The sequence below is a fragment of the Paenibacillus xylaniclasticus genome (genome assembly GCF_004001065.1).
Classification (GTDB): domain Bacteria; phylum Bacillota; class Bacilli; order Paenibacillales; family Paenibacillaceae; genus Paenibacillus_T; species Paenibacillus_T xylaniclasticus.
In genome coordinates, this window is record NZ_BIML01000013.1 from 176,173 (window position 1) to 202,927 (window position 26,755).

Consider the following 26,755-nt stretch of genomic DNA (forward strand, 5'->3'; position numbering starts at 1 on the left):
TGCTGATGTAGCTCAGCTGGTAGAGCAACGCATTCGTAATGCGTAGGTCGGGGGTTCGAATCCCTTCATCAGCACCACTTTCGTAATTTATGCGCGATTCCCGTGGGAATCGCGCTTTTTTGTGTTGTGCTTACTTTATTGTAGATTAAAGAACGTCTGGCTTCCGTATTGATCCGCGCTTGCCGGTTCACGGCTTGCCGCTCTGTCTTGGCGCGGGACTAACATTGCGCGAATATCGGTTAGTTCTTGTCCATACCTTTTGCATGTCCTGGCATACGATATGGTGAGTATGACGGGAAGGAGGAAATGGAATGTCAATGAGAAAAGGCGGAATGAAATTTGCAAATGTCCGGTTCCAGAGTGTATCCAAGCGTCATGCGAGTGCAGGATCGCGTTCTTGCGGATGCGATCATGATCACCGCAGCAGACAAGATGATCAAGTTGTCGATACCATTCAAGATGCTGGTCAAGAGCTCAACTGCATTTTTGGATTGCTTGAACAAAGACGAGTAGCCGAGGAGTTAGTTAGAGCGATTCGCCGCCACGATCGTTGTGTGGTGGAGATGATTCTGAAGCATTGCGGCTGTGATTGCAAAGTGGTCGATTTCTTCAGGTCAGGCGGCTTCGATTGCGTTCGAGTAAGCTGCCGTTTCGGCAGAATGAGTGAAGTAAAAGTTACGTTCGATATCTGTATTGAACGTAACCGTTCGGAATGGTCAAGCTGGTGGTAACGGGCAGTGAAATAAACGAACAGCGGCTCCCTAACGGGGGCCGTTTGTGTTGTGGAACGGCTGGCGTGCTGACTGCATATGCTACAGCACGAGCTTGAGATAGGCTTAGGTGAAAGGAGGTATTCAACCGATGCCTTTGATACCGAATTTCCCACGGCAGCTGCTGGAGGAGCATCGTGTATGGCATCATGCCAATCATGTGAACGGAACGTTCGTGCCAGTTGGCTGGGGAGAGCGGTTTCTCCGCTTTCATCGCTCGTTTATTAGGCGAGCGCTGGCTTGGTATGAACAGCAGGGACTTGATACCCGCTATGTGGCGCCATGGCCTCAAGTACCGGAAGCCATTCGTAATGCGCCTTGCTATAATCGCGCTGCCGAATCCAGGATCGTGAACCAGCCGCAATCGTTCCGGACGCTTGACGAGCTTGGCCGATTCATTGAATCGAGTCAATTGCATGCGTGTATCCATCAGACGGCAGCAAGAATATACCGGGAGCCGGATATTAACGATTTTGACCTTGCGCCTCGAAACACGGTGTTCTATAGTATTCACGGACTGATTGACAATTGGTACGCGAATTGGGAGCGCGCGACCGGCCAACGTCAAAGAGCCCGGCGTCCGATGACGAACGAGGAATAACAATACGTTCATGCAGAAGCGGATGCCGAGCGGTATGGTCATATTATGGTGAAGCTGCCAGCTGCGCAAGGCTGGCCTAGCGTCGATTGTGCAGCCCGATCGAGGCTAGGTGAGGCTGCGCAGCAATTGGAGCACTCGGATATAGTAGGCACGATCCCGAGGCACGAAATGGTCCGCCTGCACGATGGCGGTCTCTGTCGAATAGGACAAGTCATTCAGCCCTTGGCGAATGCCATGTGCCTCAACTGCTGTAATCCGCCCTTCGAATAGCTCGAGCATGGAAGATAGATCTGCCTCATACAGTCCGGCAACCTCATCAGCTTGCAGCTTCATTTCACTTATTGGCGTATCGCATACAAGGCCGAATACATAGCTAAGCTCTCGATCGATGAAGGGAACGCCTTTGGCGGTGCCGCTAGCGTCTTCACGCCATTCGAATAGGGGGACAAGCGTCTCGAAAGAGGTGGTAATGCCCAGTTCTTCTTCCAGCTCGCGAGCGCCATCCTTGACTGTTTCACCCGCTGAAAGATGGCCTGCTGCGGTTATATCGTAACAGCCGGGATTCGTATCCTTGGACATCTGCCGAAGCTGGAATCGTACGTATTGCCGCTCGCCTTCCCGCCGAGTCAGCCAGCAGTGAAATGATTTATGCCAGTAGCCGCGCTTATGCGTCTCGGAACGGGTTGCTTGTCCGATTGGATTCATGTTGTCGTCGTAAATATCAAACTGCTCCTCTTTCAATTGCCTTACCTCCCAACGAGCGTCATCGAATAAAATGCTGAGCTTCGAGTACACTTACGCTTTGGCGGCCTCCTCCAGATGAGAGGTGCAGTGCTTACATCTCGTCGCTTTAATTGGCACTTGAGACAAGCAGTAAGGGCATTCCTTCTCGGTTGGTTCGGCAGGCTTCTCCTCAGGCTTACGCTGCAGCTTGTTCAATCCTTTGACAAGGAAAAAGATACATCCGGCTACAATCAAGAAATCGAGCACGACGTTGAGGAATTGGCCATATGCCAGTACCGGAATGCCTGCTTCTTGTGCTTGCGCTAAGGACATTTTACCGCTTTCGTCGATATCTTTGAGATTAATGTACAGATCCGTGAAGCTCATTCCGCCGAGCAGGACGCCGATAGGGGGCATAATCAGGTCGTTGACGACCGAAGTGACGATTTTGCCGAAAGCGCCGCCGATAATGACACCGACTGCAAGATCAATGACGTTGCCTTTGACAGCGAATGCCTTGAACTCTTTTAATAATGAACTCATGTTATCGCTCCTTCTCTTTTGTTCAGTACATTATACCCGCAATATCCCCAATCCGACCAGCGGTCCTGGGCAATGTTCATTGCGATCAAGCAAATTTATGACATTCAGGACTTTGTTACTAAGAAAAAAATGGCAATACAAAAAGGATTTGTAGGTAAATTGTCGAATCTAAACGACGAAGAGATCGAATAGAGAAGGTTTGGTTCAAAAATTATGAATGATTACCTAAACATGAGCATAAGGACCGAGTTGCTTGTCTTCTTAATTTTGGCACTTGTTATCATCGTTTTTTCGTCGTTCACGATGTTTACGATGATCGGCCACTTGAAGAGAGAGCAGGAGAGAAGGCGGCAAGTATGGCTGTTAGGCGGCTCGGCCGTCATGGGCATTGGCTTTTGGTCTATGCATTTCTTATCGCTGCTGTCAACCGATCAATATTCCTTTATTAACACCCAAATGCTGCTTACGCTTATTGTTGCGGTTGGCTGCTCTTATTTCTCCTTCCTGTCGCTTGGAGCGGAACGTCTTTCTAATTTTACCGCACGCATTACACTCGCAACTTTGCTGCTCAGCGCCGGCGGCTGTATGCTTCATTACTTGAGCCGTTTGTCCGGGCCAGTCGAAGCGATTCAATTCGACCCCATTCTATTCTTGTTATCAATTGCGATTATGCTGATCGGCTCGGCGATCGCATTGCTGCTGCATGAGATGAATCCTGAGGCATCCGTATGGCCGGCGAGCATTGTGCTCGGCAGCTCATGCATGATGATGCACATGTTGGGGATGAAGGGCGTCAACATTTTATACAGCGAGCTGTTAACGAGTGAAAGGTTGAATGAATATTATATGATTCTTGCGATCATATTGGCTGTTGCTACATTGGTTATTCTTGGTATTAGCGTGATGACGCGGGTAACGGATCGCAGATACCGCCAAGCCGATCAGCGCTATAAGGTGCTGGTAGAGAATTCAATCGATATGATTGCGATTCTTGACGGTAACCATTGGGAATATGTGAACCGGTCAGGGCTCGCTTTATTCAATGCCTCTACGCCTGAGGAGATGGTAGGTCAATCAATTTATTTATTCCTCCTTCCGAAGCATCACGAAGAGACGGCTCGTCAGATCGGTACACTGGAACCGGGCCAGACCTACGGACCTGTGGAGCTGGAGTGGTTCACAGTTAGTGGCAATAAGATCGACACTGAGGTCATATTGGCGCCGACGACGCTGGCCGGTCGGCCGGCGTTCCAAATGATCGTCCGCGATATTTCTGAACGGAAGAAGAACGAGGAGCTGCTGATCAATTCTGAAAAATTGTATGTTGCCGGGCAGCTTGCCGCAGGAATAGCGCACGAGATCCGCAACCCGCTGACTTCGCTGAAAGGCTTTCTCCAGCTCATTTCGTCAGGCCGCAGCAACGGCAGAAATTATTATGAAATTATGAAATCGGAGCTTAGTCGCATAGAATCCATCGTTAGTGAGCTGCTCATGCTATCTAAGCCGCAAGTCTATGAACTGACCTACCATGACACTAGACGGGTGCTGGACGATATTGTCATGCTGCTCGAAGCACAGGCCTCCCTCCACAATACGGCAATCGTTGTCGATTCAGGGCAGGAGCCGCTGTGGGTGTATGGTGTAGAGAATCAGATCAAGCAGGTGTTTATCAACGTACTAAAAAATGCGATAGAAGCGATGGTCGACGGCGGTACGATTACAATTACCAGCACGCTGGAAGACAACTATGTTGTTACCCGCATCACCGACGAAGGTCCCGGTATTCCGAAGGAGCAGATGGCTAAGATGGGCCAGCCGTTCTATACGACGAAAGACAAAGGAACGGGACTGGGTCTGATGGTAACCTATAAGATTATTGATAACCATCATGGCCGAATTCATGCAAGCAGCGAGATGGGCCATGGAACGACGTTTACGATATCGTTCCCATATTCGGCACCAACAAAGCTGGATCGAACAGAAGTAGAGAAGCTGACCCGAAGATCGAAGACGCCTACTGGCATTGTTCTTCGGTCTGCTGTATGGGATACAGATGGAATCAACGCAGGGATGCGGAATTCGTAATTTTTTCGAAACGTACAATGAGCTCGAAGCGTAAAAACAGACGATTAACGAATATTGGAGGGCGGTATTTATGTTTAACCGTTTTTTGGCCAGCATTGGGATTGGTAATGCAAAGATTGATACAGTACTGGAGAAGTCCCGTTATGCACCAGGTGAAGAGGTTCGCGGCGTCGTCAGAATGCAGGGCGGAAACGTTGATCAACAAGTGGAGACGATCGAGCTGTTCGTGATGACGGAATATATTAGGGAAACGGATGATCATAAACACCGCCATCGTGCAGAGCTCGGACGTTATCACGTTACAAGACCGTTTACGCTGCAAGCCAATGAGCGTCAGGAAGTGCCGTTCTCGTTCCTGCTTCCGCATGAAACGCCGCTCACAATCGGCCGCGCACCGGTTTGGATTAAGACGGAGCTAGAGGTGCGCAACGCTGTCGACCCTAGCGATAATGACCGGATCGAGGTTATTCCGACCCAAGGGCAGCATACGGTGCTGGAGGCGATATCACGGCTTGGCTTCCGACTTCGGGAGGCGGAGTGCCAGTACGCTTCCCGTCTGGGCGGACGTTTGCCGTTCGTTCAGGAGTTTGAATTCGTGCCGACAGGCGGTCAATTCCGTGGACGTCTCGACGAGCTTGAGCTGACGTTCTTTAACCGCGGCCATGAGCTGGAGCTGCTGGTTCAGGTCGACCGCAAGGCGCGTGGACTCGGTGGATGGCTGGCCGAAGCATTGGATATGGACGAGACTTTCGTCCGCGTCACGTTCACGAACGGGCAGCTTGCGCAAGGTCCGGATGCTATAGCGCATCAATTAGCCGATATTATTGCTCGTTACAGCTAGGCGTAACGAGGTTAAATTTCTGCATTCGCTTCAACACAAGGGGCAGTCCGTCAGTCAGTATTCACTGACTTACTGGACGGCCTCTTTGCTTTGCTTCAACAAGAAGATATTGCTTGGCTTAGGGAAAGCTCGTTCGATATAATCGGAGTGACAATCAGGGCAAATAGCCTATTTACAGGTGCTAAGAGCAGGAGGATAAACGTATGGCTGAGCCGTTGAAGAACATTTATGACGGCAATTTTATTTATCATTTCAGTGCATTAGTTCGCGAGGCGTGGCCGCCGTTTCAGGCCGAACGGTTTACTCAGCTTGTGATAGGAGAAGGATGGGAGCAGCTTGAGCTCAAAGGCCGAATGAGGCGCATTACGCTATCGCTTGGACAGACGCTGCCAAGCCGCTTTGAAGAGGCAGTTGAGGTGCTGTGCGCGATCGACGAACAATGTATCGGACTTGCCTATTTGTTCTTCCCGGATTTTATTGAAGTGTTCGGCAGGGACGAGGCTCATTGGGAGCTGTCGATGAGCATGCTGCAGCGATTCACGAGCCGTTCAACATCTGAATTTGCCATTCGGCCATTTATTCTGGAGCAGCCAGAGCGTACGCTCAAAGCTATGCTGGCATGGGCGGACAGCGAGGATGAGCATATTCGCCGTCTCGCAAGCGAAGGATGCAGACCGCTTCTGCCGTGGGCACCGGCGCTGCCGATGTTAAGACGCGATCCGTCTCCAGCGCTTCCGATTCTGGAGAAGCTGCGTTGTGATGAATCGCTGTACGTTCGCAAGAGCGTAGCGAATCATCTAAACGATATTAGCAAGGTTCATCCGGATGTCGTTGTACGTACGGCCAAGCGCTGGTTCGGAACACATCCCTTGACCGATTGGATTGTACGCAAGGGCTGCCGAACGCTGGTAAAGCAAGCGGAGCCTACTATAATGTCGTTATTCGGTTATGGTGAGAATGGTGAGCAGACGGATAACGGCTCGAACGGGTTGGCTGCAAAGATTCATCAGTTTGAACCGATCCGCAGCGAAGTGACAATCGGCGAGGAGACGCTGCTTTATTATGACGTGCAGCTCCCTTGCGAGGGGGCTGGCAGCCGTGTAAGGCTGGAGTATAGTATTGATTTTGTACGTCCGGCAGGCAAGCTCTCACATAAGCGGTTCCTGCTGGCGGACAAGCCTATACTGCCGGATGCGCTTCGACTGAAAGGCACGAAGCGGCATGCTTGGCGGGAGCTGTCGACCCGCAAGCTATTCTCCGGCGAACATCGGATAGCTTTGTGGATTAACGGTAAGGAAGCAGCCGAAACCTTCATATCGCTGCATGCAGCTGAAGGGGAGGAGCAGCGATGACAATTGGAGCGCGTGTGCTCAAGACCGGCATGGCCGTAGCGCTGGCGATATACGTCAGCGGGCTGCTCGGCTTCGCTTCTCCGCTCATTGCAGCGGTAGCTTCTATTTTTACGATTCAGCCTTCGATTTACCGCTCTTGGCAGCAAATAAGCGATCAACTGCAGACGAATATTATTGGGGCGGCTGTAGCATTGGCTGCCGTCCGGCTGTTCGGCTCTACACCAATCGCAATTGGACTCATATGTATTCTAGTCATCTTACTTAGTATTAAGCTGAAGATGGAAAGTACGATCGGACTGACGCTCGTGACGGTTGTTGCGGTAATGGAAGCGCACGATGCAGGGCTTACGTTCGCGCTTGACCGATTTCTGATGGTGCTGACCGGTATGGGCTCGGCTTTCGTGGTCAACGTTGCTGTATTCCCACCGCGTCCTCGCAAGCAATTCTCTGATCAGGTTCACCATGCGTTTGATCAGCTGTCTCTGCTGCTGCGGACCGCGGTATCTAACGAAATGAAGGAGCAGGTATTCAACAACGAGAAGGAACGGCTGGAGGCGACGCTCCGCAAGCTGGAGGAGAGGTTCTCTGTCTTCGAGGAGGAGCGGGCGCTATTGCCGAAGCGTAAGGCGATTCGAGCACGGCAGCTCGTCGTATCGAAGCAAATGATTAAAGTGCTGCAAAAGGGCGGCGATCTGCTTAATGCAGTGGAAGAGCATTATTTTGCCGCTCCAGAAGCAGACGAGTGGGCGCATCGCTTCGACCGTCATATCGAGGACTTAACGAAGTATCATGAGCAAATTTTGCTGAAGTCGGAAGGAAAGATGAAGCCCAGCGCAACGATAGAGCCGGAGGAAGCGAGAGAGGCAAGGCTGGCGTCACAGTTAGTCGACTACTTTGGAGAAACGGACGAGAGCCGTAAGCGGCTTATGTTCGTTGCGTCGGCGATGTTCGAATACGCCTATCACTTGCGCAGGCTGGAGAAGCTGATCGATCAGGTGCTGCAGCGTGAGGCACAGAACCCGCAGAAGCTTGGCAGATAACGAAATAGCCCCGAGCAATTGTCTACATGAAGGCAGAGACAATGCTTGGGGCTTTTTGCTGCTGCAGATGACTCTTCGTGCTGCTATTTCTCGGTCCGTGTATCTTGAGGATGGCGGCGAGGGTGCTGCATATGTGCTTCCGGACTATCATCATCGTCCTTCGGCACGAGCCGCGGATCGGTGTGGCCCTTGTGATGATTATCGAAATCAAGCTCGACCAATTCCCATTCTGTACTTCCGAGGATCGGGTCGGACGGGAACAGCTGGCCGCGCTCCATCTTCTCCTCACGGCCCCACTCGTTACGGTATATGCCTTCAACTTCTACTTGCTCACCGGATATCGGGTCCATTTCAATATTCTTGTTCTTAGAGCTCACACGGTTGTCCTCCTTCATGCTGCATGAAAGCCGGCTGCCAGGGTGATGGAGTACTTTTATTCACTCGCATAGAGCCTTGCGACCAGCTTAGCGAGTAAGCGCCAAGCATAACTCACAGTCCGTGCTTCGGTACCGCTGCACGGTCGGCTTCAGATTGAAGCTCGCTCGCCGCTGCTTTGCTGGCTCGGCCCCGGTCAGCGAGCGATTGCTGCTTGCTCGCTGCGATTTGTTTGTTAGACGGATTCTTCTCAGCCATGTCGCAATCGTCTCCTTCCATGATGGCATAGCCGGTCATCCGGCCATGCGCCATGCTGCTTCAACAGTGTGCCACGGAAGGAGCAATGTTATGAGCAGAATTGAATTATAGGAGCCGAAGACCGCAGGATGGGCAGCTCGGATGCTGTTCGGTAACCGTTTCGCCGCAAGCGGGACAAGCTTCCGAGAACGGTTCAAGTGACGCTGCCGATTGAGCGGCACCTGCTTGAGTGTTTGCGGTAGAGCTGTCGGGGGGCGGACTCGGTCGAAGATGCGCAGGTGTGCCGAAGATCGTCTCGATCATTTCTTTAAATTCCTTGAATCGTTCAGAGTCATCGGTAGACAGCTTGACGAATAGAAACATGGCTCCTACCAGCGCAAATGTAATGAGCAGGACGAAGATGGTTGCTCCTGCTGAATACCAATTGATGCTCATCGCCATGTTTAGACAAGCCTCCTGTGTTATTTAAGTTGGTAACGGCTCTCCAGCTGTTTGCCGCCAAACCACATGACCGCCAATACCGTTAAGAGTACGACGATCCGCCAAGGCTCCCGGGCAAGGTTCGAAATGTCGGCGCTGACGATCGAGATGCTGAATATCATGACGGATTTTCCGAGTAAGGTCGCAATTAGAAACGTACGGAATGGCAGTGTGCTCAGCCCTGCGACAACATTAATGAGTGCAGACGGAGTAAAAGGAAAGCAGGCGAGCAGAAAAAGCGGTGTAAAGCCTTTATTTTCGATCCAGTTAAAGAACTTTTGCGACTTCGGAAGACGTCTTCGGAACCATTGGCCAAGACGTCGGCCGAGCTTGCGAGCAATCCAGAACACAATCGATGCCCCGATCGTGACTCCGAGCCAAGACAGCAAGAAGCCGTACCATAGGCCATAAATGTTCACGTTCGCGGCGACGATGACGATGAGCGGAAGCGCTGGAATAAGCGCCTCCGCAATCGGCATTAGCAGCCCGGGGAGCGGGCCAAATTCTTTGTAGCTGCGCAAAGTTCGTTCAATATGCTCTAGATCGAGCGCTTTGATTTGTGTAAGCCAGTCTTGCAGTTCATTCATTCGTGTAGGGTCACCTTAGCCTTTCTGACGGGAATAGGATTGTTGCTCGGTAAAGCTGTGGAACGGAAACCATAAATAGAACAATCCGATCAGTCCGAACAGCGCTGCGCTGTACCAGACGACGGAGGGTTGTCCGAGCTGGGACGCGATAATGCCTCCCACGATAGGGCCGATCATGACGCCTAAGCCTTCAACGGTAGAAAATATCCCCCAGCCAAGCCCTTGCTGTTTCGGCGGCACATAGGACGCGAGCAGGGCGTTCCAAGCAGGAAGTACAGCTGCATACGACAACCCGAGCGCGGCCGCAAGCAGCAGGCAGCTGCCGAAGGATGGCGCGAAAGCGAGTGAGTACAGCGCAATCGCGAAGATGGCGAAGCCGAAGACAAGAAACCATTTCTTCCCTCCGAGCTTGTCAGATAGCCGGCCGAGCGGCATGAGAGCCGCAACGGTGAATCCGCCGCCTACAAGGAGCAGCAGTGAATATTCCGCTCCGGTCAGTCCGAGCGATTCAGAAGCGAAGCTTGGCAGTACGGGCACCAGCATGCTGGCGCCGATCGTCTGCAAGATCATGCCGGGCAGGAGCAGCTTCATCTGCCTCAGCTTCTCCTGAAGAATAGCGAGCTGCTGTCGAAATGGAATCGTCACGACGCCGGTCGCGCGGCCGCGCTTCATAAGAAGTGAAAGCGCGAAAGCTGCAATCGACATGATCAGCAGTACTAGAAAAGTTCGCTGCGTGCTGTAGTCGAGCATAATGTTTGCAATGATCGGTCCTGCACCTAATCCGACGAACCATATCGTATATAAATAGCCCATCTGCGTCGCGCGACGCTCGTTCGACACTCGGGTAAGGCAGACGATCCAAATCGGGGATATGCCGATGCCGAACAGAGCGGAGGCGGTAATAAAAAGCCATGGACTTTGACTGTATGGAAGAAGCGCGATCCCGGCTGTCGTAAGGAACAAGCCGACTTGCACAACGATGCGAGCAGACAGTCGGTCAAGCAGGTAACCGATAATCAATTTGAGCACGGTATCTGTTATATAGTGGGCGGTGACAGCCACGCCAATGACATCCAGCGACAAACCAAGTGATTGTTCGCCGTAAATCGGCATGAAGCTGATGACGCCTGCACCTCGAATGAACTCAACCAGAAACAGAATGGCAGAGAATAGGATTGTTTCCGCATCGAACCATCGGAAGATTTTATCGGTCACGACAGTTTGCCCTTTCGATGTGTATATGGAGGATGTCACCTCCAATTCCATTATAGGACATTGGCCCAAAATATCCAAAACAGGGTGCAGCTTGAGTAAAGGTGACCTGCAGCCGATGTAATCGATCTCATACCTATGCTACAGTGGGGAAGAAATACAATCCTGGTTTAGATATATCATACTGAAGGGAGAAGGAAATGATCATGGAGTATACCAAGCTTGGCAAGTCCGGCCTACGGGTCAGCCGTCTGTGTCTAGGTACGATGAACTTCGGAGTTGATACAGATGAACGGGAATCATTTCATATTATGGATGCTGCGCTCGATGCGGGCATCAACTTCTTCGATACAGCTAATGTTTACGGTTGGGGGGAGAATGCGGGGCGGACGGAGGAAATAATCGGCCGCTGGTTCGCGCAAGGCGGCGGCAGGCGCGAACGAACTGTGCTTGCAACCAAATTGTATGGCGACATGAGCGATCCGCTCGATGGTCCGAACGGTGCAGCAGGCTTATCCGCTTACAAAATCCGTCGCCATCTCGAAGGTTCGCTGAGAAGGCTGCAAACGGATCATATCGAGCTTTATCAAATGCACCACATCGATCGCAGCGTCGGCTGGGACGAGCTGTGGGGCGCATTCGAGATCGCTGCTGCACAGGGTAAGATTGGTTATGTTGGTTCGAGCAACTTCGCGGGCTGGGATATTGCTGTAGCACAGGGTGAAGCGAAGGCGCGCGGTCATATCGGTCTTGTCTGCGAGCAGCACAAATATAATTTGTTGTGCCGCCTGCCTGAGCTCGAGGTTCTGCCGGCGGCGCAGGCTCTTGGCCTCGGCGTCATTCCATGGAGCCCGCTCGACGGCGGCCTGCTAGCTGGCAATGCCCGCCATGGAGGTGGTGGTAAGCGCAGCGGCGATACGAAGCGTCTGGAGCAGCATGCCGCTTCGCTGGAAGCGTTCGGCGGCCTCTGCGATGAGCTCGGCGAGCGTGAGGATGTTGTGGCGCTCGCTTGGCTGCTTGCGCAGCCGGCAGTCACTGCGCCGATTATCGGCGTGCGGACGCTGGAGCAATTCGAACGCTCGCTGCGCGCAGTTGAAGTGAAACTCGATGAGGCAGTGCTGAAGCGTCTCGATGAAATCTTCCCAGGCCCGGGCGGCTCCGCGCCGCAGGCTTACGCCTGGTAATAAGCCGAAGCGGACCATTGCTGTTATGCAGCGATGGTCCGCTTTTTTATATGCGTGGTGAGAGGTAATAAGAGCCTTTCAGCCTTAACAGAGCGGCGAAATGGCGATCCGTACGAGATAGGTGCCGAAAGGCGCTTAAATGCGGTGCAGCAGGGCATTAGCGAGAAAATAAGAGCCTTTCGGCATTTAACAGAGCGTCGAAATGGCAATCCGTGCAAGATAGGTGCTGAAAGGCACTTGAGTTTGTTGGTGCTTTGCGTAGTGTAAAGCGTGGCATTATGCTTGATCCAAGCCGTGCTTGACAGCGAATATTGCCGCCTGAGTCCGGTCGGCGAGGCCAAGCTTGTCGAGCACGTGGCTGACGTGGGTTTTGACCGTTTTTTCTGTAATGTTCAATGAATCACCGATTTCCTTGTTGCTCATACCGGACGCAATCAGCCGCAGCACTTCAAGCTCGCGCTTGGTCAGATCAGACAAACGGGAGGCCGAGTCATGAGATTCAGGCTTAGAGGAAGCCTCTGAAGCAGCGAGCAGGCTCATTAACCGTCCTGCAGCGTCGGGATGCAGCTCGACCTGCCCTTGCCAGACGCGCCGAATGGCACGGACGAGCTCGTCGGGCTCGATATCTTTGAGCAAGTAGCCCTTGGCCCCAGCTCGGATGGCAGGCAGCACATGATCCTCGTCTGAGAATGAGGTGAGCACGATGACCTTAATGTCAGGATGCGATTGCTTCAGCCGCTTCGTCACCTCAATCCCGTCGAGCACGGGCATGTGCAGGTCCATCAGAATCATATCCGGAAGAAGCTCAGCGGTCCGGTCGATCGCTTCTTGGCCATTCGCAGCTTCGCCAATTACTTGCAGATCAGTTTGCATCGATAAAAACATTTGCAGCCCTTTGCGCACCATAGCGTGATCATCAGCCAGCAACAATCGAATCGTCATAGTTCTCTATTCACCTCTATTCGAATGGCAGTGGAGGGAAGCGGGATCGTGACTTCAATCTCCGTACCGCCTGTCTGTTTCTCTAATGCTTCAAATGTGCCGCCAAGTGCTTCCGCGCGCTCGCGCATTGTGGACAGTCCGAACGAGGACGATGACGATAGTGGAGCAGGGCGATTATCCGTGTCGCATGATCCTAATCCTTTGCCATTGTCGCTGACGCGCAGCACCGCTTCACCGGCCATGAGCGTAAGCGACACGTCAGCTGAATTGGTTCCGGAATGCTTGCTGACGTTGTTAAGCGCTTCTTGTCCAATGCGCCATAGCGCATCCTCAACGGCGCGCGGAAGCTCGCGTACCCCTTCGATGCTCGTATGGACGTGAAGTCCAAGCTTCTCGCCATACTCCCGCAGCGCGGTGACCAGACCAGCCTGCAGATCGGAGGGGCGGAGCTGCATAATGAGCGATCGCATTTCCTTCAGCGCGCTTTGCGACAGACTTTGCATATCCCTCACGGCGGCAATCGCAGCCTCGTTGTTGGGCGAAGGCCCGCTAAGCAGGCTTTCGACGCCGCGGGAAGTGATAGACAGCGAGAACAGCAGCTGGCTGACGGAATCATGAAGGTCACGGGCCAGCCGGTTGCGCTCTTCAATTCGGGCCAGCTCCCGGCGATGCTCGGCCAGCAGGGCGCTGTCAAGTGCACCTGCGATATGCTCAGCCATTGCCTCAAGCACGGGCCAATCTGCTTGCATGATCGCATCGCGCTTGTTGCTGGCCACGACAAGCAGCAAGCCGGTTCGCCCGAACGGCAGCGGTACGGCTGCCGCCGTTCTCAGCTTCAACGAGGCATTTGTCTTGCTGCCGCGCGTACGGTCGATATAAGTTAGGCAGTCAGCCTCTTCAGCTGCGGCTATGGACACTTGTCTGCGCAGAGCAGCTTCTCTCAGCCACCGCCACTGCTCTAACGAAATTCGCTGCGAAAGACTGTACGCTTCATCGCGGTAATGAACGGCCCGCAGCTTAAGCTCTTGGTCCGATACGTGATAGAGCGCCGCTGCAGGCCATGCAAATAACCGGGTTATTAATCGAAGCGCATAGTCGATTAACATCTCATCATTCGTGTCGTCATTACGTAAACCTAACGCACGGCTGAACTCGTCGAGTCGAGCGAACAGCTCGGCGCGCCGCTGCTCCGCTGCATACAGTCGAATCCGTTCGATTGCGCCGCCGATCTGGTACGCGACCGATTGAAGCAGGGCCAGCTCGTCGTCCGTAAAATGCTGCTTACCCGGAGCTGCTACGTTCAAGAGGCCGACGAGCTTTTGACCTGTGCGCAGTGGAACGGTAGCATGATGCGTAATGCCGTACGTATCTCCCCAGCGGTAAGCTGCGGCATCCTCCAGCCGCTTGCAGTTCAATATATTGATCGCATTAACGAGCCGTCCGTCCCAGAATCGTTCAAGACACCAGCATGAGCCGTAATTCATCCGTTTGCCGCCGTTGCCGGTCAGTGCAGGAGGGAGATTCTGCTCGGCAACGCAGCAGAAATCCATGTAGCTGTCGGACAAGAATATCCAGCCGGTCGTGAGGCCGCTTAGTTCCATCAGCTTCTCAAGCACCGAATGGAGCATAGATGAAAGCTCATTCGATTGATTCAAGGTTTCGGCAATCGTCTTCAGCAAAATCATTTCTTGAACGCGATGCTTGGGTACGATGAATTTAGCGGAGCTGGGTGCGTCGGTAATTGATGTGTCCTTCAGTGCCGCTTCGCAATTATGATGATCGACCGGATCGTCGATGGGACACGTGATGTCAATATTACTTTCTACGCCGTTAGGCTTCTTGTGCTGCTCGTTGTCATCGAATGCCATGTCATCGCCTCTTCTCGCATCAAATTAACAGATTGAATAGAAGCGGATCTTTGTTCAATTCGTAGAACTTCAGCCCCTTCGCGTACATCCGCTCCATAAGCGGCTCGTAGTCGGAGCGGTGCTTCAGCTCGATGCCGACGAGCGCAGGTCCGTTATCCTTATTATGCTGCTTCGTATATTCGAATCTCGTAATGTCATCGTTCGGACCGAGTACATCGTCGAGAAACTCGCGAAGTGCGCCGGCACGCTGAGGAAAGTTAACCATAAAATAATGCTTCAGCCCTTCATAAATAAGCGAGCGCTCCTTAATTTCCTGCATCCGGTCCACATCATTGTTGCCGCCGCTGACGACGCACACGACGTTCTTGCCTTTAATTTGATCGCGGTACATATCGAGTGCGGCAATAGGCAGGGCACCTGCTGGTTCGGCAACAATCGCATTCTCGTTATACAGATCGAGCAAAGTCGTACATACTTTACCCTCCGGTACAAGCAGCACGTCGTCGAGCAGATCGCGGCATATTTCGAACGTCAGATCGCCGATCCGCTTAACCGCCGCTCCATCGACGAACTTGTCGATCTCATCCAGCGACACCACCTTGCCTTCGTCGATCGAACGCCGGAGGGAAGGAGCCCCCTTCGGCTCGACCCCGATCATGCGTGTGCCCGGCGATACAGCCTTCACATAGGATGCAACACCAGCTGCCAAACCGCCACCGCCGACTGTAACGAATATATAATCCGGCGAGCTTTCGGCTGCCGCCATAATTTCCTGTCCAATCGTACCGTTACCGGCAACGATCTTCGGATCGTCGAACGGATGGATGAACGTCATTCCGGTCCGTTCGCTTTCCGCAACTGCCTGCGCATAAGCATCATCAAACGTATCGCCGACGAGCACGACCTCGACCTGATCTCCGCCGAAGAAGTTGACTTGCTTCACCTTCTGGCGAGGCGTCGTGCTTGGCATATAGATTTTACCGGGTATACCGAGCGTTTGGCATGAGTATGCAACGCCTTGCGCATGGTTGCCTGCACTCGCGCAGATCACTCCATGAGCTACTTGTTCGGGAGATAACGATTTGATCATATGATAAGCGCCGCGTATTTTGAATGAACGAACAACTTGTAAGTCCTCCCGCTTCAAATACACTTCGCATTCGTAACGCTCAGATAATACCCGGCTGTGCTGCAGCGGAGTACGGTTGACGACCTCTTTCAGATGAAGGTGGGCTTGCATAATCTCTTCCAGTGTAACTCGACGGGATTCAGAACCGTTAACCGTTGTCATGAAGGTCATCCTTTCTTAGGCACTAGTTTCATTGTACACAAAAAAATCCCGTCCCTCACAGGGACGAGATCGAACTCGCGTTACCACCCTTATTCCGTCCGCAGCATCTTAAGCGTAGTCTGCTCGACGTCGTAAGCAGACTGCGCTCTCACTAAGGACGGCGCTCTATCGCGTACGTGTTCATACGCGTTCCATGTAACGGTGGACAGCCGTCCGCACTTACGTTTGCTAATATAGCGGCTCAGCGCGGCTTCTCGGGGAGGATGCTGAAAACTCCGGGCGCATACATCGGCTTGCAGCGGTATGCCGACTCTCTGGAGAATGCGCGGGCGGGCAGCTTGTTCCCGTCATCGAATTTGATCGAACTTTCGGAATATTTCTGTTATACATGGGACGGCGTGGTCATGTCAAGTATGAAAATTGCATTGTACATGGAGCGCGGAATCGGCAGGCTTCTTCGATGCAGCTGCATCAAAGAAGCCTGCCGATTCAATTAGTTACGCGTCCGTAGACCTATCTTGCGCTGTCTGTCTTGTGTGATGTACATGGAGGTGGACAAGCCTTTGGATGCGGCTACGAATGTCGCCCATGACAACGGAAGCGCAATGAGGGCATACAGCACCAGTCCAATCCAGTTGGATCTCGATATTTCGTTCATCATGAGCGATTCCGGCAATACGTACTGGTTGAAGAGCATCGGTCCTGCATAAGCAATAACCAATAAGGGAGCCGAAGCGATGCCGAGCCAAATCCGGATGTCGTACGCGTACGGCATCATGCTGACAAGACTGCTGGAAACGACGTATACCATGTATAGTGCAATCACGTATATGGCGTTCAGTACCGCTTGTTCCGCGCCAAACTGCTCCGGACGGTCGAATAGCCAGCGAGCCGCTGCTCCGAGAGCCATCCCTGCCGCCAGCCCGCTAACCCAGATTGCAGAGGTGGTCCATGCGGCGACCAATCGTGACAGCATGATCGTTATACGGCTGTAAGGGGATGATAGCACCCATTCAAGCCTCCGCTTACTTATATCGGCAGTGAGACGAAAGAATGGGCTTAAAGCCGTAACAATACTGGGCAGGAGGATGATTGCACGAAGCATCTCTACCCATTCATCATTTTCCAATGAAAAATAGGCTCCCAATGCTACAAGAAGCAAGACAAAGGTGTAAATGGTACGAAACCACCATGTCGATGTTAAGCTACGAAAGAAAGACTTTTCAAGCGTATACAGGCTCCTGAAGCCGCTGGTGCTTGAGCGCTGCATTTTTGCGTGCGAGCTATGTAAGGACATTTGCAGCCTATCGCTGCCGAGAATGGCTAACTTGGATAACGTCCAATCGATCCCGTATTTCGGAATAAGGTGCAGGCACAGTGAGTAAACTAGCGGGATTAGCAGCAGTGTGACCGCTGTATAGAGCCATACGTGTTCAGCATCTAGCCAAGAGCTGCTTGGCTGCGTAATGTAAAAGGTGCCGAGTGAGCCCGTAGGAAGGATCCACATGGCGAAAAATAACAGCAAGAACGACTGCCTCCAGCCTTTCATAACCGTCATCATGAGCATTGGCACGAAAGTAAGAAGTACCGTTAAGGCTGCGTAAAACACGGCATAGGAGATCGCGGCGTTAATGATTTGGTCAGTTCCCGCATATAGCGGGGAATCGGTAATCCCTGCTGATAACGTGTTGTGAAGGGTTGCGATCAGCCATAACGCTGCGGAAAAACAGCCCGATAACGGTAGTGAACCTAGCATATGAGCACGGATGAGGGCTTTGCGCGACAGCGGCATCGTCAGCCACCATTCGCGAAAAGGATTCTGCGGCAGCGATAGGACACGAATGATTGATATTGAATAAACCGTAATCCAGACGAATATTCCGCCAAGTGCGTAGATTTGCTCGGGCTCATACCGCTCACCGAATCCAATACGGCAGGCGATGAGCAATAGCAGTATGCCGCTGGCCCAAATGCCAGCCGTAAACTTCGACATTGGCATGAAGGATGTGAATGTGCGCATCTCCATTGCCAGCAGCGGAGAGACCCGTAGTTGACCTGAATCGTTCAGCTTCCTCCTGTTCATGCGAACACTTCCCTGTAACAAGATTCGACAGACAAGCCGCTGGCTCTTAATGCTTCCACGTCGTAAACCCCTCGAATAGTGCCATCGCCGATGAGTATGATTCGATCGAACAAAGATTCCATCTCGCGAATGTCATGTGTTGCCACCAGAAATGTTCGTTCTCCAGAAGAAGCCTCATCGGCTATAGCGGCTGAAATGTTCTCACGCGACAGTAGATCGACGCCGGTGAAAGGCTCATCGAGAATGATGAGCGGCGCTAAGCGGGACAGGCAGGTAAGCAGCTGGAGGCGAGCTTCCTGTCCACGGGAGAGCGTCGCAATCCGCAGCGAGACATCGACCTCGAGCTTACGAGTCCACTGCTTCTCCAAGCTTCGGCTCCAGTCGGGATAGATGCCTGACGCATATCCAAGCCATTGCTCGGCGGTCAGCCAGTTGGGCAGCTGCCCGCGGTCCGGCAAGAAAGATAGCTTACTCAATGTCTGGACAGACGGTTTGCTGCCGAATACTTCGACCGCTCCCGCACTAGGCTCCATAAGCCCAGTCAGAATGCGCAGTAAGGTCGATTTCCCGGCGCCGTTAGGGCCAAGAAGTCCGACGATGGAGCCTTTCTTAATCTCGAACGAGACGTCCCGCAGCACGTTCTTCTTCTTGAATGTCATGCCAACCTCACGACAGCGGACAGCCAGCTCATCTGAAGCGGCCGCTGTTACAGGTGATGCGTTGCGCATAAGCTCTAGCATCATGAATCAATCCTCCTCCTTGGCCAATGCGATCAATTCCTCAAGCGTTAAGCCGATTGATGCGGCTAGCTCTTCCATCCGGCGTACTGCACCTCGGGCTAATTCTCGGCGTGATTGCCGGATTGCCTCCTCTTCATATGTGACAAAAGTCCCTTGCCCACGGTGCGTAACGGTAAGCCGCAGCCGCTCCAGCTCCTGATAGGCCTTCATGACCGTCGTCGGGTTGACGCGAAAGGAAGCGGCCGTCTCTCGGACGGAAGGCAGCCGAGTACCGGGAGCGAGCTGCCCTTTGGCAATCATGGCTCTAATCTGCTCGACGAATTGCTCATACAGCGGACGGGAGGGATCGAACTGAAAGTCATGTACGTTCCATATGATGTCAGGTGCCATCGAACCACCTCGTCCTTTATTGTTTGGAGTGTATGGCAACGGACCACACACTAATTTATGGAGATAGTGTATCATGACCCACCATACACTGCAAGGGAATTTTTATTATTTATTTCTATGAGTACACAGGACAACTTAAATTAATTGGTTCGTCCCTCCCATACTCGTTATTGTTAGTATTTTGGGAGCTAGAGTACTTTTTTTTTGTAAGGAATATGATAAAATCTCTCATAGATGGAAGGCGATCGTCAGTTTTGACGCAGAGATGAGGGATCTATCAATTGTTTCGCGGCATTCGATTAAATCGCAGTTGGATGGAAGTATCCGATATGGAGCCGTTAGATATATTATATTTTCACAGCTCCGCAATTGATGGGGATTTCGTCCCCGACCCGACAGGGATCGGCAACCATTCCGGCGCTTATGCGGACAAGAAACGGTTCGAGAAGGCGCTTGTCGACAACATTTCGTATCTGGGAGCGTTTCGAAGTGAGACGCAGTCGCTTGAGAGTGCTTTCTCGCATCCGTATCTGTTTATTTGGACGGATGTGCATGGAATGCTTCTAGCCACTGCATGTCCGCCTTCAATGATTGAGATTACACAGAAGTCCGGAGTCGTTCCGGGATTGCGGATGGAGAAGAAGGTGCTCGGGCTTAATGCCGTTTCATTAGCGATGGAGACAGGGCGAGCCGTCGTTGTCAGGGGAGAAGAGCACACCATTAATTTGTTCGCGCTCTGGAATTGTGTATGCTGTCCGGTACGAGCGGGGCAAACAGGTCCGATTGTCGGGTATTTGGACATCTCGTTCGACGTTATGCATGAGCCTGGATTTGTTGTACCTCTATTAACGCATGTTGCCTCGAAGATCGGTGCTGCAATCGGGAATATTGAAGAAGATTAAATAAGGGGCCAGTCCAAGGCAGCTGTGCCTGGAAGCCAAGAATAACCGTTCTTGAATCGGATTATCCGATGAAGAGAACGGTCTTTTATATTGGGTCGGAGAAAATTCCCACCGAAAGGCTTGACAATGAAATTGATAATCGTTATCATTCATTTAGGTAATTGATAACGGTTATCATGAATGCAGGTGAATGATGGGCAGCAGTCGGCCGACGGGAGGCAGGAATAATGAATGGTGGAGAGACGTTCAGTAAGCATATGCCGTGGAATAGGATGCGGTTCCCGTTCTCATCGGTCCGAATGGATGAGGATACTCTGTATGCGGCATCACCAGGCAATGGAATATACCAGAGCGTCGGCAATGGAGACTGGATGAATATTAGCGGGGAACTCGGCGACAACATCGTTGTGAATCGGCTTCACGCAGCTGACGGCAAGCTGTACGCGTGTACGAATGACGGCTTGTATAAGTATGAGAACGGCGAGTGGGAGCTGCCGGAATTGGCCATCCCATGCTATCAATATAAAACGTACGGTGCTTGCAGCTTCGCGGCGACTCATTACGGATTGTGGCATAACTGCGGAGCGGATTGGCATCGAGTCGCATGCTCAGACCGCAAGGTGTACGACTTTATTCAACTTCCACAGTTTCTGATTATTGGACATGATCAAGGGATATCGATGTATGATCGGTTCATGGATGAATGGAATGATTGTCCGCTGAAGATCGAGGTCACGTCATTAGCAGTGTACAAGGGACATCTGCTTGGCGCTGGTGCAGGTGGAGAAGTGATTATCGGCAACAGGCGGGGCAGCTTTGATGTCGTGAAGTTCGGCAGCCGTCTTGTGTTTACGTTAGTGAGACATGGCAGCAGTGTGTTTGCTTGCACAGATAAAGGTTTATACCGGATCGGGCTTTTGCGCGGGCAGATTACGTTGTTCTCCGTGAAGACCGGATTTCCGGTAACGGATATCGATTCGGATGGCGAGCATCTGTATATGGCAACATTGTTCGATGGCATTCAGCAGATGAAGCTGCCTCCTTATTAAGAAGCATTATTCCCGACGCCGCAGTCGTGTGTGCGTCGGAGATTCTACCAGACCCGTTACTCGCCTCACCGGTGCGAGTAACGGATTCGTGAATCGGGAGTGCGGCCCAGCGCCGCACCTGTCCACCCAGATACGACGGGATAACGGTTATGTACGCTAGGCCTGGATGCCGAGCCTGCTGGCAGACTGTGCATTCACGACGAATGTATCGTAATGGGAGCCATGGGACAGCCGAACCGACAGGCATCGCGTTTCTTGTTATACCCCCCTTTCCATGAGAAGACCGCGGCATGAAGTGCCAAGCCGCGGCCTTACCTGCTGGGTCTGCCGGCAGGTTCTTTTTTATCTTTGCCGACGAATCCAGACCGACATCTCGCCTGGATTGCGATTGCCCCAGAGTGCATAAGGCACCGCACGCAGTAAGGTCCGTTCCGGCTCGGCTATGCTGTAAACGCTGTATAATTCCTCGCCTTCCTCCTCACTCGAAGCCTCTTTATAACCTTCGCATTGCAGCATAATGACTCCTGGAAGCAACCGGTCGTCCTGCTCGACTGTGATTTCGCCTGCAGTAGCGATCGATAGCGCTGCGAGATTGCTGCCGTTATCGGTCTCTTCAAAGCAGTAGACGAGCGGTCCGCGCTGGAGGGCGATCCTTCCTGCATTATAACGAAGCTCAGAATGCGATTTTAACCGCAGTACAGGCACTGCGAGCTCCACATCGATTCGATCGCCGGCTCGCCAAATTCGTTCAATGGTTAGATAACCTTCTTGAATATCATCCGGCTTGAAGGAGAATGGCTGGCCATTGAGCTTCACCACTGGCAGAGCTCCTTGTGTCCAGGCCGGGATGCGTAAAGCTAACGTGAATGCTGCTGGCTCTGCCAGCTCGCTGATGGTGAAGGAGGCGTTACCACTCCAAGGCAGATTTGATGTCTGTACTAGTCGGAACGACTGGCCTGCGAGCTGCAGGTCGGCTGTGCTGCCGATATATAGATGCGTATATACAGTATTGGAGTTCGTATTGACCGTATAAATATAGGCACCGAGCGAAGTGAGCAGCCGTGCGATATTCGGAGGGCAGCAGGAGCAGCCGAACCACTGTTGACGGACAGGCTTGACGTGGTGCTTGCCTGGGTTGCAGCTGCAGGCATGCGGCCAAACCTCAAGCGGATTAACGTAAAAATAGCTTCTGCCGTCAAGCGCCATTCCGGCTATGACCGTATTGTACAGCGCGCGCTCCAGCACATCGGCATATTCCGATTTGGCCTCCAATTGGAGCATTCGGTTGGCGAAAAAAACGAGGCCGACCGATGCGCATGTCTCGGCATAGGCCGTATCGTTAGGCAGATCGTAGCTTGCAGAGAACGACTCGCCGTGATGGGTCGAACCGATGCCGCCTGTAATGTACATCTGTCTGCGGGTAATATCATTCCAGAGCTTACGGCAAGCGTCAAGCAGCTGCGTATCGCCATTCAAGCGGGCGAGGTCGGCCATTGCCGTGTACATATATACCGCACGAACGGCATGACCGACTGCCGTGTTCTGCTCCCGCACCGGCGCATGCGCCTGATGATACTGCAAATCGATCTTCCGCTCTGGATGAGGCCAGTCCGGATGCGCAGACCAGATGGTCGTATAGCCTCGCCGCTCGGCCTCTCGGCTGTAGAACGTCGTATCTGTGCCGCGCTCGTTGATGAAGTAGGCAGCCAGCTTCAAATAGCGCTCTTGACCAGTCGCCTGATACAGCTTCACCAGCGCCAGCTCGATCTCTTGATGGCCGCAGTAGCCGCGAATTTGATCCGGTCCTGTGCCGAATACGTCGTCGATGTGGTCGGCGAACCGGCAGGCGATGTCGAGCAGCTTAGTCTTGCCCGTCGCGCCTGAATAGGCGACGGCTGCTTCGATCAAGTGGCCAGCGCAGTACAGCTCGTGTGCGTCGAGCAGGTTCGTCCATCGCAGGTCAATGCCTTTGATCTGGTAATACGTATTCAGATAACCGTCTTCCATCTGCGCAGCTTCCACCAGCTCGATCGCTTGATCTGCGATCGCTTCCCACTCTTTATCCGGATGCGTGGCGATTCGGTATCCGACAGCTTCCAGCCATTTATATAGATCGCTGTCTTGAAATACGAAGCCGTGGAATTCGCCTTGCTCCAAACCGGCTGCGATACGGAAGTTGCGGATCGCCCTGCTGGGTTCAGCGCCCTCTATGCGATCGTTCAGCGCCTCCCATTGGTAAGGAATGACAACGTTGCGGGCGAGGTCGGCGTAGTAGGACCAGAATGAATCTTGAATTGAGACTTTGCTTAACGGTACTGCGGGCATAACGGAATGTAAAGCTGGAGTAGTCAATGGAAGAGGCTCCTCTCTAGTATGTGATATATTGACGATATTTTGCAAAATTCATCCTTTAACAGCTTTATTGTATTTGATAAAATAGTTGAAAAATAGCGAACTATGCAAGGTCAATTTTGCATATTTACACACTAAGAAGGGATTGCTCGACATGACGAACCAGCAGCTTCTTACCTTTCTTTCGCCGCCACTTCCCTATTTCATAGAGTCTAATCGTGTTACGTATTCAGCAGGAGAAGAGCACCCGAACCGGGCGAATATTGGAGTATTCGATATGTTATTTGTCCATAGCGGTACGCTTCATATCGGTGAGGAGGATCGGCAGTGGTCGCTTGGCCCGGGTCAGATTCTCATCCTGCGCCCTGACCGTTGGCATTATTCGGTTAAGCCATGCGAGGAAGAGACCGTGTTCGATTGGACCCATTTTCAAGCTCCCGGCCAATGGGAGGAGACGGAAGGTACGCACCCAGGTACGCTGAGGGGCGATTACTACAATTATGCAATACGTTTACCCAAGTATATGACCGTGTCGTACCCGGAGGAAGCAAAGGGAATGTTCGCCGGCTTGCATGAAGCCGCAAGCGGCTCTACTCATGCGGCCTTCTGGGATCGGCAGCAGCGGTTTCTCCATCTACTGCAGATGCTTGACGAAGGCTGGCGCTCCGATGAAGCGAAAGCGGCGGTATCGGTCGCAGAGCGGGCTGCCGCTTATTTGAAGCTGAACTATCGATTTTCTGTCAGCAATACGATGCTGAGCGAGGCGCTTCGTCTTCATTCCAACTACATTGCCCGCTGTATGACTGAGGTGTTCGGCTGTACACCGCAGCAATTCCTCCTCTATTACCGGCTTGATCAAGCGAAGCTGCTGCTTATTAAGACGGATTGGCCGATTGCGCGCGTTGCAGAGGAGACCGGCTTCAAGCAGACACCGCATTTTTCCCGCTTATTCACGGAGCATACCGGAATGTCGCCGCTTCGCTTTCGCAAACGGTTCACGGTATAACAGCGGATGCAGACGCGCTTCTTGATGGAGGTATAATTATTCCTGTTCCTGCCAACCCTACCGTATCATGACTGGAAGGCAGGCGTATAGCATGGAACGTTTCGCATTGAAAGCGGATATCTCTCAAGTAGTAGATCAATTCAAAGTGTGGGCGATAAAGAAGCGGCTGTCGAGTCGGCTTAATATTGCACCGATGCAGCCGGTGACGATCATCTTGAACGACAGGCTCCGTCAGCGTGCGATCGAAGAAGCGAGATGGGGGCTGTATCCGTATTGGGCTAAGGATTCGATTAATGCCGACGGCGATACGATTGGATCGAAGTCTTATATGCAACGGATGCTGGGCAGACGTCGATGTGTCGTCCCGTGCACTGGATTTTTCGGATGGAAGCAGGGGGAGAAGGACAAGGAGCCAAGGGCGATGCATATTGTGGTCGACCGGCGGCCGCTTTTCGGCATGGCGGGCATTTATGACGTCTGGACAAGTCCGAAGGGGGTCGAGGAGAGGGCGTTCACCATTCTGACGATGCCAGCTTCGGGGCCAATGGCGTCTTGGCTGCAGCGGCTTCCGATTATTTTGGATGAAGAGGGCGTGGAGGCATGGCTTAATCCCGATCTAACCGACTACAGCATGGTACGTACTTACGTACAGCCGCCGGAGCCGTTCCAGCTGCGTGCCTATTCCGTTACGAACGCCGTCGTTGATGAAGAATATGAGGCGCCGGATTGCGTCCTTGATCTTGGTTTGGGAACCGTCTGAAAAGGGGATATATAGGTGTAAAGGGAAGAGATTCGCCGAATGATCGTAACACAAGGACGAATCGGAAGGCAGGTATAAATTGAAGTTACGGTTCTGTATTGTATTGTTGTGGTGCTTAGGCTTGTTTATCTGTATTAATACGGAAAATTTCGGTGTGATGTGGAGACAGCATATCGTGCAATTTCAATGGAACAGTCATCCGGATATGAGTGAATTGTTGAAGCTTGATGATTTCAGCTATTACAACAAGCCGCTGTACCTCATTCAGAAGATTGGACATATATCCGGCTTCTTCGTTCTGACACTGCTGGCGGCTGCTGGCGCTAGGACCCCCCGTGCCTTCTGGAAGGGAGTCGCATTCGCCGCCGGGTATGCCGTCTTAACGGAGCTGCTGCAGCCATTCTTCGGTCGCAATGGCCGCGTTGCCGATATGTTCATTGACGGAGCAGGCATCACGATTGCGGCATATATTGCCTATCGATTCAGTCGAGGGAGATGGCACAGTGCTCGGCGGAATCGGCGCTATTATGATTCGACCTGGGCTGGGCGTTAATGGTGGTTTTAAAGCAAGTCTCTAGCAATGCTTGGAGGCTTGCTTTTTTTATGCTGTGCAGCATTGGGCAGACGAGCGTTCAAAGATCCGCGGCTTCGGAGATGCACTGGCTCCAGTAAATGGTTATGACATTGAACAAAGTCCAAAAATCGCAGACACTAACAAAGATCCAGATTACTTGATTAATGATACTATATTTGATTGATATTCCCCTAAAGGTGAGACAAGTCCGCGTAGTGTCGCTTCACAACTTGAAAAGAAGAAAATTAACAAAGGTCAAACAAGAAGAGTAGTACTTAATCTCGGAGATTGGAACGCGGATATAAATGAATTGAAGAAGCAACTTATAGATTGGCCTATAGAAAATTTAGATGAAGTCATTGTCGTAACTAAAGATAAAAAAGTCATTCATTTAATACCATGAACGGAGGTTCATTAGAGTGGCACTAGAATACTCATTTATGTTGGAGAAAGTAGAACTTTCTGATGATGATATTATTATTGAGCTGGGGAATTTAGGAATAAAAATAGATACAATCAAAATAGAAAGATTATCCAAAGGGATTCAGATAACAGAAACCTATGATAAAATCGGATTTTCACTACCTTAATGGACACTTCTGATTTTTGCTTTGGTTATGAATCGGAACACTTTTGAATGAATTTATTACCTAACAGGATTTAAGTTTATGGTAATATCAGCGAATGATACCTCTCAAGTCTTTATTGATAACACAGATGTTCTCGATTCGGTTGTAGAACAGGCCT

Annotated in this window: 28 protein-coding genes, 1 tRNA gene and 1 pseudogene; 16 read left to right on the plus strand and 14 right to left on the minus strand. The window is 52.0% G+C overall.

Annotated features, from left to right (window positions below; genetic code table 11):
- Position 1 precedes the first annotated feature (1 nt).
- The 3 genes from PXY01_RS14365 (at position 2) to PXY01_RS14375 (ending at position 1,371) form a co-directional block, all read left to right on the plus strand.
- Positions 2 to 77, plus strand: a tRNA-Thr gene (locus PXY01_RS14365).
- A gap of 234 nt (positions 78 to 311) precedes the next feature.
- Complete coding sequence (locus PXY01_RS14370; RefSeq protein WP_127570700.1) at positions 312 to 731, plus strand: hypothetical protein; 420 nt, start codon at positions 312 to 314, stop codon at positions 729 to 731.
- Between the two features lie 130 nt (positions 732 to 861).
- A complete protein-coding gene (locus PXY01_RS14375) occupies positions 862 to 1,371 on the plus strand; it encodes a hypothetical protein (protein WP_127570701.1) in 510 nt (169 codons plus the stop codon).
- Positions 1,372 to 1,476: 105 nt separating this feature from the next.
- Here the strand turns inward: PXY01_RS14375 and PXY01_RS14380 are convergent, their stop codons facing one another.
- Together PXY01_RS14380 and mscL are read right to left on the minus strand one after the other, a co-directional pair.
- A complete protein-coding gene (locus PXY01_RS14380) occupies positions 1,477 to 2,112 on the minus strand; it encodes an NUDIX hydrolase (protein ID WP_127570702.1) in 636 nt (211 codons plus the stop codon).
- 54 nt (positions 2,113 to 2,166) lie between these two features.
- Entirely contained in the window at positions 2,167 to 2,637 is a 471-nt protein-coding gene (mscL, locus tag PXY01_RS14385; RefSeq protein WP_127570703.1) for a large conductance mechanosensitive channel protein MscL, read from the minus strand.
- Between the two features lie 231 nt (positions 2,638 to 2,868).
- On the opposite strand from mscL, the gene PXY01_RS14390 reads away from it, so the two are divergent.
- From PXY01_RS14390 to PXY01_RS14405, 4 genes are all read left to right on the plus strand, one after another.
- A complete protein-coding gene (locus PXY01_RS14390) occupies positions 2,869 to 4,722 on the plus strand; it encodes an ATP-binding protein (protein ID WP_164744432.1) in 1,854 nt (617 codons plus the stop codon).
- A 70-nt stretch (positions 4,723 to 4,792) separates the two neighbouring features.
- Complete coding sequence (locus PXY01_RS14395; protein ID WP_127570705.1) at positions 4,793 to 5,563, plus strand: sporulation protein; 771 nt, start codon at positions 4,793 to 4,795, stop codon at positions 5,561 to 5,563.
- Between the two features lie 203 nt (positions 5,564 to 5,766).
- Positions 5,767 to 6,915, plus strand: coding sequence for a DNA alkylation repair protein (locus tag PXY01_RS14400; protein WP_127570706.1), 1,149 nt, complete (start codon positions 5,767 to 5,769; stop codon positions 6,913 to 6,915).
- Positions 6,912 to 7,955 (plus strand): FUSC family protein, encoded by a 1,044-nt coding sequence (locus tag PXY01_RS14405; RefSeq protein WP_127570707.1) that lies wholly within the window; start codon positions 6,912 to 6,914, stop codon positions 7,953 to 7,955. Before PXY01_RS14400 ends, PXY01_RS14405 begins: the two co-directional genes overlap by 4 nt.
- An 83-nt stretch (positions 7,956 to 8,038) precedes the next feature.
- Here the strand turns inward: PXY01_RS14405 and PXY01_RS14410 are convergent, their stop codons facing one another.
- The 5 genes from PXY01_RS14410 to PXY01_RS14425 all read right to left on the minus strand — a co-directional run bounded on the left by PXY01_RS14410 (position 8,039) and on the right by PXY01_RS14425 (position 10,870).
- Complete coding sequence (locus PXY01_RS14410) at positions 8,039 to 8,332, minus strand: transposase (RefSeq protein WP_373864295.1); 294 nt, start codon at positions 8,330 to 8,332, stop codon at positions 8,039 to 8,041.
- A 112-nt stretch (positions 8,333 to 8,444) separates the two neighbouring features.
- Positions 8,445 to 8,588, minus strand: coding sequence for a hypothetical protein (locus PXY01_RS22395; RefSeq protein WP_164744433.1), 144 nt, complete (start codon positions 8,586 to 8,588; stop codon positions 8,445 to 8,447).
- Positions 8,589 to 8,693: 105 nt separating this feature from the next.
- Complete coding sequence (locus PXY01_RS14415) at positions 8,694 to 9,029, minus strand: zinc ribbon domain-containing protein (RefSeq protein ID WP_127570709.1); 336 nt, start codon at positions 9,027 to 9,029, stop codon at positions 8,694 to 8,696.
- A gap of 20 nt (positions 9,030 to 9,049) precedes the next feature.
- Complete coding sequence (locus PXY01_RS14420; protein WP_127570710.1) at positions 9,050 to 9,655, minus strand: TVP38/TMEM64 family protein; 606 nt, start codon at positions 9,653 to 9,655, stop codon at positions 9,050 to 9,052.
- Between the two features lie 15 nt (positions 9,656 to 9,670).
- Complete coding sequence (locus tag PXY01_RS14425) at positions 9,671 to 10,870, minus strand: MFS transporter (protein ID WP_246027941.1); 1,200 nt, start codon at positions 10,868 to 10,870, stop codon at positions 9,671 to 9,673.
- Between the two features lie 203 nt (positions 10,871 to 11,073).
- Here PXY01_RS14425 and PXY01_RS14430 point away from each other — a divergent pair, with 203 nt between their 5' ends.
- The gene (locus tag PXY01_RS14430; RefSeq protein ID WP_127570712.1) at positions 11,074 to 12,051 is read left to right on the plus strand and encodes an aldo/keto reductase; all 978 of its coding nucleotides are present in this window, start codon (positions 11,074 to 11,076) and stop codon (positions 12,049 to 12,051) included.
- Between the two features lie 276 nt (positions 12,052 to 12,327).
- Here the strand turns inward: PXY01_RS14430 and PXY01_RS14435 are convergent, their stop codons facing one another.
- The 3 genes from PXY01_RS14435 to ilvA are packed head-to-tail and all read right to left on the minus strand — an operon-like array spanning position 12,328 to position 16,152.
- The gene (locus tag PXY01_RS14435; RefSeq protein WP_127570713.1) at positions 12,328 to 12,993 is read right to left on the minus strand and encodes a response regulator; all 666 of its coding nucleotides are present in this window, start codon (positions 12,991 to 12,993) and stop codon (positions 12,328 to 12,330) included.
- Positions 12,990 to 14,861, minus strand: a complete 1,872-nt coding sequence (locus PXY01_RS14440) for a GAF domain-containing sensor histidine kinase (RefSeq protein WP_246027942.1) — start codon at positions 14,859 to 14,861, stop codon at positions 12,990 to 12,992. The genes PXY01_RS14435 and PXY01_RS14440 overlap by 4 nt, the downstream gene beginning before the upstream one ends.
- Positions 14,862 to 14,880: 19 nt before the next feature.
- Positions 14,881 to 16,152, minus strand: coding sequence for a threonine ammonia-lyase IlvA (gene ilvA / locus PXY01_RS14445; protein WP_127570714.1), 1,272 nt, complete (start codon positions 16,150 to 16,152; stop codon positions 14,881 to 14,883).
- A gap of 263 nt (positions 16,153 to 16,415) precedes the next feature.
- Here ilvA and PXY01_RS14450 point away from each other — a divergent pair, with 263 nt between their 5' ends.
- A complete protein-coding gene (locus tag PXY01_RS14450) occupies positions 16,416 to 16,649 on the plus strand; it encodes a hypothetical protein (protein WP_127570715.1) in 234 nt (77 codons plus the stop codon).
- On the opposite strand, the gene PXY01_RS14455 is transcribed toward PXY01_RS14450, so the two are convergent.
- Genes PXY01_RS14455 through PXY01_RS14465 form a run of 3 tightly spaced genes read right to left on the minus strand, consistent with a single transcriptional unit; the run spans position 16,646 to position 19,365 of the window.
- Positions 16,646 to 18,235, minus strand: coding sequence for a hypothetical protein (locus PXY01_RS14455; RefSeq protein WP_127570716.1), 1,590 nt, complete (start codon positions 18,233 to 18,235; stop codon positions 16,646 to 16,648). The genes PXY01_RS14450 and PXY01_RS14455 overlap by 4 nt on opposite strands.
- The gene (locus PXY01_RS14460) at positions 18,232 to 18,978 is read right to left on the minus strand and encodes an ABC transporter ATP-binding protein (protein ID WP_246027943.1); all 747 of its coding nucleotides are present in this window, start codon (positions 18,976 to 18,978) and stop codon (positions 18,232 to 18,234) included. Before PXY01_RS14460 ends, PXY01_RS14455 begins: the two co-directional genes overlap by 4 nt.
- A 3-nt stretch (positions 18,979 to 18,981) precedes the next feature.
- On the minus strand, positions 18,982 to 19,365 hold the full coding sequence (locus PXY01_RS14465; RefSeq protein WP_127570717.1) for a GntR family transcriptional regulator: 384 nt from the start codon (positions 19,363 to 19,365) through the stop codon (positions 18,982 to 18,984).
- A gap of 281 nt (positions 19,366 to 19,646) precedes the next feature.
- On the opposite strand from PXY01_RS14465, the gene PXY01_RS14470 reads away from it, so the two are divergent.
- Both PXY01_RS14470 and PXY01_RS14475 read left to right on the plus strand, forming a co-directional pair.
- Positions 19,647 to 20,267 carry a hypothetical protein gene (locus tag PXY01_RS14470; protein ID WP_127570718.1) on the plus strand — a complete coding sequence of 207 codons (621 nt, stop codon included), beginning with the start codon at positions 19,647 to 19,649 and terminating at the stop codon, positions 20,265 to 20,267.
- A 227-nt stretch (positions 20,268 to 20,494) separates the two neighbouring features.
- Positions 20,495 to 21,316: a hypothetical protein gene (locus PXY01_RS14475; RefSeq protein ID WP_127570719.1), complete on the plus strand. Its 822-nt coding sequence runs from the start codon at positions 20,495 to 20,497 to the stop codon at positions 21,314 to 21,316.
- Between the two features lie 342 nt (positions 21,317 to 21,658).
- Here the strand turns inward: PXY01_RS14475 and PXY01_RS14480 are convergent, their stop codons facing one another.
- On the minus strand, positions 21,659 to 23,641 hold the full coding sequence (locus tag PXY01_RS14480; protein WP_127570743.1) for a glycoside hydrolase family 127 protein: 1,983 nt from the start codon (positions 23,639 to 23,641) through the stop codon (positions 21,659 to 21,661).
- Between the two features lie 181 nt (positions 23,642 to 23,822).
- On the opposite strand from PXY01_RS14480, the gene PXY01_RS14485 reads away from it, so the two are divergent.
- The 5 genes and pseudogenes from PXY01_RS14485 (at position 23,823) to PXY01_RS22405 (ending at position 26,598) form a co-directional block, all read left to right on the plus strand.
- Entirely contained in the window at positions 23,823 to 24,674 is an 852-nt protein-coding gene (locus PXY01_RS14485; protein WP_127570720.1) for a helix-turn-helix transcriptional regulator, read from the plus strand.
- A 91-nt stretch (positions 24,675 to 24,765) separates the two neighbouring features.
- Positions 24,766 to 25,434, plus strand: a complete 669-nt coding sequence (locus tag PXY01_RS14490) for an SOS response-associated peptidase (RefSeq protein WP_127570721.1) — start codon at positions 24,766 to 24,768, stop codon at positions 25,432 to 25,434.
- A gap of 106 nt (positions 25,435 to 25,540) precedes the next feature.
- Complete coding sequence (locus PXY01_RS14495) at positions 25,541 to 25,987, plus strand: VanZ family protein (RefSeq protein WP_262385102.1); 447 nt, start codon at positions 25,541 to 25,543, stop codon at positions 25,985 to 25,987.
- A 217-nt stretch (positions 25,988 to 26,204) separates the two neighbouring features.
- Positions 26,205 to 26,411 (plus strand): annotated as a pseudogene (locus tag PXY01_RS23340) (CdiA C-terminal domain-containing protein); the annotation flags it as partial.
- 16 nt (positions 26,412 to 26,427) lie between these two features.
- Positions 26,428 to 26,598: a hypothetical protein gene (locus PXY01_RS22405; RefSeq protein WP_164744434.1), complete on the plus strand. Its 171-nt coding sequence runs from the start codon at positions 26,428 to 26,430 to the stop codon at positions 26,596 to 26,598.
- Positions 26,599 to 26,755 lie beyond the last annotated feature (157 nt).